5 protein-coding genes are annotated in these 7,846 nt (G+C 71.7%); 4 read left to right on the top strand and 1 reads right to left on the bottom strand.

Going from position 1 to position 7,846, the window contains the following annotated elements; genetic code table 11:
• Positions 1–71: 71 nt before the first annotated feature.
• From MQN93_RS24715 to MQN93_RS24700, 4 genes are all read left to right on the top strand, one after another.
• Complete coding sequence (locus MQN93_RS24715) at positions 72–1,910, top strand: glycoside hydrolase family 15 protein (protein ID WP_242711313.1); 1,839 nt, start codon at positions 72–74, stop codon at positions 1,908–1,910.
• 161 nt (positions 1,911–2,071) lie between these two features.
• On the top strand, positions 2,072–2,725 hold the full coding sequence (locus MQN93_RS24710) for a hypothetical protein (protein WP_242711312.1): 654 nt from the start codon (positions 2,072–2,074) through the stop codon (positions 2,723–2,725).
• A gap of 82 nt (positions 2,726–2,807) precedes the next feature.
• The gene (locus MQN93_RS24705; RefSeq protein ID WP_242711311.1) at positions 2,808–4,364 is read left to right on the top strand and encodes an amidohydrolase; all 1,557 of its coding nucleotides are present in this window, start codon (positions 2,808–2,810) and stop codon (positions 4,362–4,364) included.
• A gap of 147 nt (positions 4,365–4,511) precedes the next feature.
• The gene (locus MQN93_RS24700; protein ID WP_242711310.1) at positions 4,512–6,362 is read left to right on the top strand and encodes an isochorismatase family protein; all 1,851 of its coding nucleotides are present in this window, start codon (positions 4,512–4,514) and stop codon (positions 6,360–6,362) included.
• 112 nt (positions 6,363–6,474) lie between these two features.
• Here MQN93_RS24700 and MQN93_RS24695 read toward each other — a convergent pair whose 3' ends face one another.
• Positions 6,475–7,830 carry a lysine N(6)-hydroxylase/L-ornithine N(5)-oxygenase family protein gene (locus MQN93_RS24695; RefSeq protein ID WP_278191101.1) on the bottom strand — a complete coding sequence of 452 codons (1,356 nt, stop codon included), beginning with the start codon at positions 7,828–7,830 and terminating at the stop codon, positions 6,475–6,477.
• Positions 7,831–7,846 lie beyond the last annotated feature (16 nt).

The raw sequence follows: 7,846 nt of genomic DNA, 5'->3' as shown, positions 1-7,846 counted from the left end.
TCGGCCTAGGCTAAGGAACGCGGCACGCGGCACGCGGGACGCGGGAAGTGGGTCGGGGCCGGGAGGTTGTGATGGGCGTGCGAGTGGTCGACGAGGGTGTTTCCGAGGACGGGCCCGGTTATCTGCCGATCGCCGAGCACGGGCTGATCGGGGATCTGCGCAGCGTGGCGCTCGTGGGTACCGACGGCACCATCGACTGGTACTGCTGCCCGGCCTTCGACGCCCCGAGCATCTTCGCGGCGATCCTGGACGCCGAGCGCGGCGGGGCCTTCCGGCTGGCGGCGTCCGTGCAGGCGAAGACCAAGCAGTTCTACTTCCCCGACACCAACGTCCTGATCACCCGCTTCTTCACCGAGGACGGCGTCGGCGAGGTGCAGGACTTCATGCCGGTCAACGGCGGCGACGTGGAGGCGGAGCGGCACCGGCTGATCCGGCGGGTGGTGTGCGTGCGCGGCTCCATCCCGTTCCGCGCGCGGATCGCCCCGCGGTTCGACTACGGCATGCGCGAGCACACCGTGCGGATGGTCGGCGAGGCCGCGGTCTTCGAGGCCGACGGGCTGTCGCTCGCACTGACCGCGACCGTGCCGCTGGAGGCCGAAGGACTGGACGCACGGGCCGACTTCAAGCTCTCCCAGGGCGACACGGCGGTGTTCGCGCTGGACCAGGTCGGCGGCGACGTACAGCCGCGCCGGTGCGCCAAGGCCGAGGCCGAGGAGCAGTTCGGCACCACGGTGGCGTACTGGCGGCGCTGGCTGTCCGCCTCCAAGTACCGTGGCCGCTGGCGGGAGATGGTGCATCGCTCGGCCCTTACCCTGAAGCTGCTCACGTACGCGCCCACCGGTGCGATCGTGGCCGCGCCGACCACCAGCCTGCCGGAGGAGCTGGGCGGCGAACGCAACTGGGACTACCGCTATGTGTGGGTGCGCGACGCCGCGTTCTGCGTGTACGCACTGCTGCGGCTCGGCTTCACCGAGGAGGCCGAGGCGTTCATGAACTTCCTGACGCGGTACGTCAGTACATGCGACGACGGGCAGTCCGCGCCGCTGCAGATCATGTACGGCATCGACGGCCGCACCGACCTCACCGAGAGTGAACTCGGCCATCTGGAGGGGCATCAGGGCTCCGCGCCGGTCCGGATCGGCAACGCCGCCGCCGACCAGCTGCAACTCGACATATACGGCGCCCTCATCGACTCGATCTACCTCTACGACAAGTGGGCCAAGCCGATCTCCAGCGCCCAGTGGGACAACGTGTGCGGCCTGGTGGAGTGGGTGTGCCGGCACTGGGACCAGCCCGACGAGGGCATCTGGGAGACCCGGGGCGGGCGCAAGAACTTCCTGTACTCGCGGCTGATGTGCTGGGTGGCGATCGAGCGGGCCATCCGCATCGCCAACCGGCGCGGACTGCCCGCCGATCTGCCCCGCTGGCGCGAGACCCGCGACATGATCTACCGGCGCATCATGCAGCGGGGCTGGTCGGAGACCCGGCAGGCGTTCGTCCAACACGAGGACGGCGACGTGCTGGACGCGGCGGTCCTGATGATGCCGCTGACGAAGTTCATCGCGCCCACCGACCCCAAGTGGCTGTCCACCCTCGACGCCCTGACCAACGACCTGGTGTCGGACTCCCTGGTCTACCGCTACGACCCGCTCTCCAGCCCCGACGGACTGCGCGGCGACGAAGGCACCTTCTCCATCTGCTCGTTCTGGTACGTCGAGGCCATGGTGCACGCCGGGCGCATCGACGAGGCACGGCTCGCCTTCGAGAAGATGCTCACCTACGCCAACCATCTCGGCCTGTACGCCGAGGAGATCAGCCACACCGGTGAGCAACAGGGCAACTTCCCGCAGGCGTTCACCCACCTCGCCCTCATCAGCGCCGCCTTCAACCTGGACAAGGCGCTGGGCTGAGGCTGTCGGTGGCGGGTGTGGGATCGGTCGGGGGGTGGTGCTGAGGACACCCGGGATCCGGTGCCCAGGGCCAGGGACGGCGAGCTCCGCGGCCGGAAGGATTCATGACGTCGGCGAACGGACCGACACGGAATCCACCTCATGGACTCGGGGGAACACCGATGAACGAGACCTTCGCCAGGCGCCTGACGGGTGCCGCGGCCATCGCCACCGCCGCCGCGCTGATCGTCGAAGTGCCGTTGTACTTCGTCTACTCGGGCCCGCCGACGGACGCCAACGTCCTGACCCGGCTGCTGCTCGGCATCCTCGGCCTAGCCTTCCTGGTCGTGTTCGTGACGGCCCTGCGTGAACTGATCAGGCTCACACGCCCGGACTACGAGTGGGCGGGCTCGATCGCCTTCGCCACCGGGCTCGTCTACGCCACGATCACCCTCGTCTCCTCCGGTCTTGAGGCGGGCGCGGTCATCGCCACCGACCACCGGATCGACCCGACGATCACGGTCGACGGCACCTACATCCTCTACGGGTCGATCTCCCGTCTGATGCTGGCCCTCTTCCTCACCGCCGTGGGCGTCGTCGTCACCCGCACGCACCTGCTGTCGCGCTGGGTCGGCCGCTCGGCCTACGGTCTCGCGGCGCTCAACCTGGTGTTCGTGCCGTCCCTGTTCTTCGGCAACACGCCCGCGCACTTCTACGCGGCGAACGGCTGGGGCACGACGGCCATGATGGGCGCGATCCTCAGCTACTGGCTGCTGGCCGTGGGCATTTCCACCTACCGCGGCGCCACCGCCCGGCGCGTGGCGGTCGCCGCGTAGCCTCTGGAGCAGATCACCGAGTGGGCGGGACGGTCCTCGGCCGTCCCGCCCGTCCGTACGTGACCTCTCGACTGGAGCCCTCATGACGAGCCTCGACCGTGTACCCCCTCTCTCCGAGACTCTCCCCGCGACCCTCCCCTCGACTCGCTCCGCGTCCCAACTCGGCGAGCTGCCCTCGTCGTTGACGCTGTCGCGGGTGCGGCTGGGTCCGGGCGGGCCGCTGGGCAGTGTCCGTGTCGCCGGGGGCGAGGTCGTCGCGGTCGGGGCGGAGGCGGACGGTACCGAGGGGCCGGTCATCGACCTGGACGGGCGCACTGTGCTGCCGGGTTTGTGGGACGCGCACGTACATCTCGGGCAGTGGGCCGGCAACAGGCTCCGCGCTGATCTGTCCGGCCTGGCCTCGGCGCGGGAGGTGGCCGAGGCGGTGCGCCGGCACGCGGCCGGGCCGTCCGCCGGTGAGGTGCTGATGGGACAGGGGTTCCGGGACGGGCTGTGGCCCGACGTCCCGCACAAGGCGCTGCTCGACGCGGTGTGCCCGGACCGGCCGGTCGCACTGATCAGCGCCGATCTGCACACGGCATGGCTGAACTCCGCGTGTCTGGCGCTGGTGGGCCGGGGCGACCACGCGACGGGCCTGCTGCGCGAGCACGAGTGCTTCGAGGCGATCCAGGCGCTGCCGGAGGTGCCCGACGAAACCCTCGACGCATGGGCCGCCCAGGCCTGCCGTGAGGCCGCCGCGCGCGGCGTCACGGGCGTCATCGACTTCCACTTCTCCGACAACCTCGCCGACTGGAGCCGCCGGGCGGCCGGTTCGCCGCCCGCCGTACGTGTGCAGGCCGCCCTCTACCCGCGGCACCTGGAGGCGGCGATAGAGCGCGGGCTCAGGACGGGCGACGTGCTGCCCGGGACCGGGGGCCTGGTCCGGGTCGGCCCGCTCAAGCTGTTCACGGACGGCTCCCTCAACACCCGGACGGCGCTGTGCTGCGACCCGTACCCCGGCCTGGAGGACTCGCCGGAGGCGTACGGCATCCAGGAGACGCCGTACGACGAACTGGTACGGCTGATGCGGCGGGCGGCGGCGCACGGTGTCGAGCCCGCGGTGCACGCGATCGGCGACCGGGCCAACACGCTGGCCCTGGACGCGTTCGAGGCCGTCGGCTGCCGCGGCCGTATCGAGCACGCCCAGCTGCTGACCGAGGCCGACGTGCCGCGGTTCGCCGCGCTCGGGGTCACGGCGGGGGTGCAGCCCGCGCACGCCACCGACGACCGCGATGTGGCGGACCGGCACTGGGCCGGGCGGACCGGGCGCGCCTTCGCCTACGGCGATCTGCTGGCGGCCGGTGCGCGGCTGGAGTTCGGCTCCGACGCCCCCGTCTCGCCGCTCGACCCGTGGCCGGGCATCGCGGCGGCCGTGCTCCGGACGGACGACGAGCGGCCCGCCTGGCATCCGGAGCAGCGGATACCGGTGCGGGACGCGCTCGCCGCCTCGGCGCGGGGGCGTTCGCGGATCCGGGTCGGCGACGCGGCGGACCTCGTGGTCGTGGACGTGGATCCGCTGGAGGCCGACGCGCGCACCCTGCGGGAGATGCCGGTGCACGCCACCCTGCTGGGCGGGCGCTGGACCCATGGCTCGTTCTGACGCGACAAGCGCGCTTAGGTGAGGCTAACCTAAGCAGCACGCCCGACCGGGAGGCCGCGCCGGGGCCGAGTCGTGCCACTCGCCGCCGCTCCGCGCAGCCGCAGCCCCCTTGTGCGCCGGGCTCCGTGACTGCGAGGAGACCGTTCCGTGGGAAGCGACGCATCCCGGCACACGCTCGACGACCTGCTGCGCGAACGAGTGGAGAGGCATCCCTCGCGAGTGGCGCTCGTCGATCCGGCGGGCGCTCGGCGGGCCTGGACGTTCGGTGAACTCGACGAGCGCGTACGGCGCTGCGCGGCACGGCTGTCGGAGCGGGGAGTCGGGCGCGGTGACCGGGTGGTGGTCCGGCTCGCCGGTTCCCCGGACCTGTTCGCGCAGGTCTTCGCGCTGGTCCGGCTCGGCGCCGTACCCGTCGTCGTACCGCCGGGCGTACGCGAGTCGGTGACGCGCGCCGTGCGCGGATTCACCGCGGAGGGCGAGCCCTCGGGTCCCGACGGTCTCGCCCTGCTGCAGCTCGCCGGCGACGGGGTCGGTGTCCCCCGGCTGGTGCCGCTCGACCACCCCGGCCTGTTGCGATCGGTACGGGACCGGACCGCGGCCCTCGGCGCCGACGAGGAGACGGTGCATCTCGTCGTGGAGCCCGAAGTGACCGTCGGAGCACGGGGGTTGCTGGAGTGGCTGGCGGTGCTGTGCGCCGGGGGCCGACTGGTGCTGCGTCACTGCTCCGACCCGGACGTCGCCTTCGGCGTGGTCGCCGCGGAGCGGGTGACCCATACGTCGCTGCCGCCGGAGCTCGCCGTGCGGTGGACGCAGGCCGCGGCCATCACGGCGTACGACCTGAGCAGTCTGCGGACGCTGGTGGTGGGGGGCGGCGCCTTCCACGAGCGGGTGGCGCGGCGGGTGCGACCCGCGCTCGGCTGCACGCTCACGCAGGTCTTCGGCACGGTCGAGGGCCTGGTCTCCTGGACCCGCCCGGACGACGGCTTCGAGGCGCGCATGACCACCCAGGGCAGGCCGGCCTCGGCGGACGACGAGCTGCGCGTCGTCGACGAGGAGGGCCGCGAGGTCCCGGTGGGCGTCAGCGGCCATGTGCTCACCCGCGGTCCCGCCACGGTCCGCGGCTACTGGCGCTCTCCCGAGCACGACACCTGCTTCTTCACCGCCGACGGCTTTCACCGCACCGGGGCGCACGGCCATGTGACGGACACGGGTCATGTGGTCGTCGAGCGGGGTCCGCACGCACCGGCCCGCCCGGCCGCGAGCGTGCGGGCCGTCCGCCCGATCCCCGCACCGCGCAGCCGGCCGACCCGTCCGCAACCGTCCGAAGGGCACACCGAGATGACGCCTCCGATGTTCCCGTACGTCATGCCGACCCCCGCGATGCTGCCCAGCGACCGGACGGGCTGGTCCCTCGACCCGGCCCGGGCCGCCCTCCTCGTCCTCAATCTGCAGAACCGCTTCGTGCGTGCCGTGGAACAGCAGGCGGCCCCGGTCACCGAACTCCTCGCGAACGCACGGCGGTTGGTCGCCGGGGCCCGTCGCGTGGGCGTGCCCGTCATCCACTCGGTACCGGCCGGGGAGCGCAGGGCCGACAGCGGGGGCCCGATGCCGTACGCGCGGCCCGACGGTCCGTGGGCCGGTGCGGAGGCCGAGTCGTTCGCGGCGCAAGTGGAGCCGCGGGCCGGTGACACCGTCCTGACCGCCCGCAAGTACAGCGCGTTCGCCCGCACCCGGCTGGACGGACGGCTCAGGGAACTGGAGCGCGACCAGGTGGTCATCCTCGGCCTGTACGCCCGCGCGGGCGTCCTGATGACCGCCGGTGACGCCTGGGCCCAGGACATCGAGGCCTTCGTGGTCGCCGACGCGGTGGCCGACCTGTCCCCCGGCGGACACGAGTTCGCCCTGGAGTGGGTCGCGGACACCTGCGGATCGGTGACGGCAACGGACCGGGTGATGACCGCCTTCGGCGCGGACCACTCGACGGCCGAGGCGGTCTGAACGGCCGTGCGGGGCGGGCGAGTTCACCCTGTCCGCCCCGCACGGCCAACACCTTCGCGCGTGCACGGCCGTCGCGCTCGCCCGTTCAGACGGACGGCACCCTCCCGCCCGTTCAGACGGACGCCACCCTCCGTGCCACCAGCGACCGGTGGATCTCCCCGGCGCGGATCGCCGTGGTCGACAGGAGCGTCGAGGTGAGGCCGTGGGTGTGCTCGGTGCTGCCCTGGAGGTAGATGCCGGCCGTGACGTCGGGGGCCGTCTCCACCCGGTGGTCGCGGCTGACCCGCAGGGCGTCGCCGTCGTCGCGCAGACACACCTTGGCGGCCTCGCCGAGCAGGGTGGTCAGGTCGCGGGGGCGGTAGCCGGTGGCGTGCACCAGTACGTCGGCCCGCAGCACCTGCTGCTCGCCCGTGGGCAGGAACTCCACCGTCACGTCGAGGGAGCCGTCGTCGCGGGTCACGACGTCGCGGATGCGGGAGACGTTCAGGAAGCGCAGCCGCTCCCGGCCGGCGACCTTCTCCTGGTAGGCGGTGGCGTACAGGGCCTCGATCAACTCCATGTCCACCACCGAGTAGTTGGTGGAGCGGTGGTAGTCGAACAGGGACTGCTTCACCTCGGAGGGGGCGACGAAGTACGTGTCCACCGCCTGAGGGTCGAAGATCCGGTTGGCGAACGGGCTGTCGTCGGCCGGTGTGTAGCCGTACTTGGCGAAGACGGCGCACACCTCGGCCTCGGGGAAGGAACGGTGCAGATAGTCGACGGTCTCGGCCGCGCTCTGCCCGGCGCCCAGGACGACGGCCCGGCGCACCGGTGTTCCCTGCGCGGCGAGTTCGGTCACCCTGGGCAGCAACTGGCTGTTGTGCCAGACGCGTTCGGACAGCTCGACGCCGGGCGGCACATGGGGCTCCAGGCCGACCGCCACGCTGATGTCCCGGGCCCGGTAGGTCACCGTGCGGCCGGGCCGTTCGGGGTCCCGGCACACCACCTCGAAGTGAGCGACCGTGCCCGACTCGTCGCGCACCGGGTCGACGGAGACGACGACGTGGTCGTACGCCACCAGATGGGCGACCCGTGCCGCCGCCCACTCGAAGTACTCGTGGAACTCGACCCGCAGCGGGAACAGCGTCTTCTGGTTCAGGAAGTCGATCAGCCGGCCGCGTTCCCGCAGGAAGCACAGGAAGCTGAAGTCGCTGGACGGATTGCGCAGGGTGACCAGGTCCTTGAGGAAGGACACCTGCATGGTCGCGTCGTCGATCAGCATGCCCCGGTGCCAGCCGAAGCGTGGCTGGCGTTCCAGGAAGAGCGCGTCGATCCGCTCCCCCGCTGGAAGTTCTGCGTTGTGTTCCTCAATCGCTATGGCCAGCGCGAGATTTGACGGTCCGAAACCGATTCCGAGGACGTCGTAGGTGGTGTCAGTTCCGTTGAGCGGTGACTTCACCGTGGCATCGCCTCCCTCAGGCAGCCACATGTTAGATAAGGTTAGC

It is taken from the genome of Streptomyces spinosisporus (assembly GCF_022698145.1).
GTDB classification, from domain to species: Bacteria; Actinomycetota; Actinomycetes; order Streptomycetales; family Streptomycetaceae; genus Streptomyces; species Streptomyces spinosisporus.
The sequence above is the reverse complement of the archived record's forward strand: the minus strand, read 5'-3'. Positions and strand labels throughout refer to the sequence as shown.

Excerpts from the sequence above, each read along its gene's own strand:
- MQN93_RS24710 (WP_242711312.1), top strand. The coding sequence starts at position 2,072 with ATGAACGAGACCTTCGCCAGGCGCCTGACGGGTGCCGCGGCCATCGCC.
- MQN93_RS24715 (WP_242711313.1), top strand. The coding sequence starts at position 72 with ATGGGCGTGCGAGTGGTCGACGAGGGTGTTTCCGAGGACGGGCCCGGT.
- MQN93_RS24705 (WP_242711311.1), top strand. The coding sequence starts at position 2,808 with ATGACGAGCCTCGACCGTGTACCCCCTCTCTCCGAGACTCTCCCCGCG.
- MQN93_RS24695 (WP_278191101.1), bottom strand. The coding sequence starts at position 7,830 with ATGTGGCTGCCTGAGGGAGGCGATGCCACGGTGAAGTCACCGCTCAAC.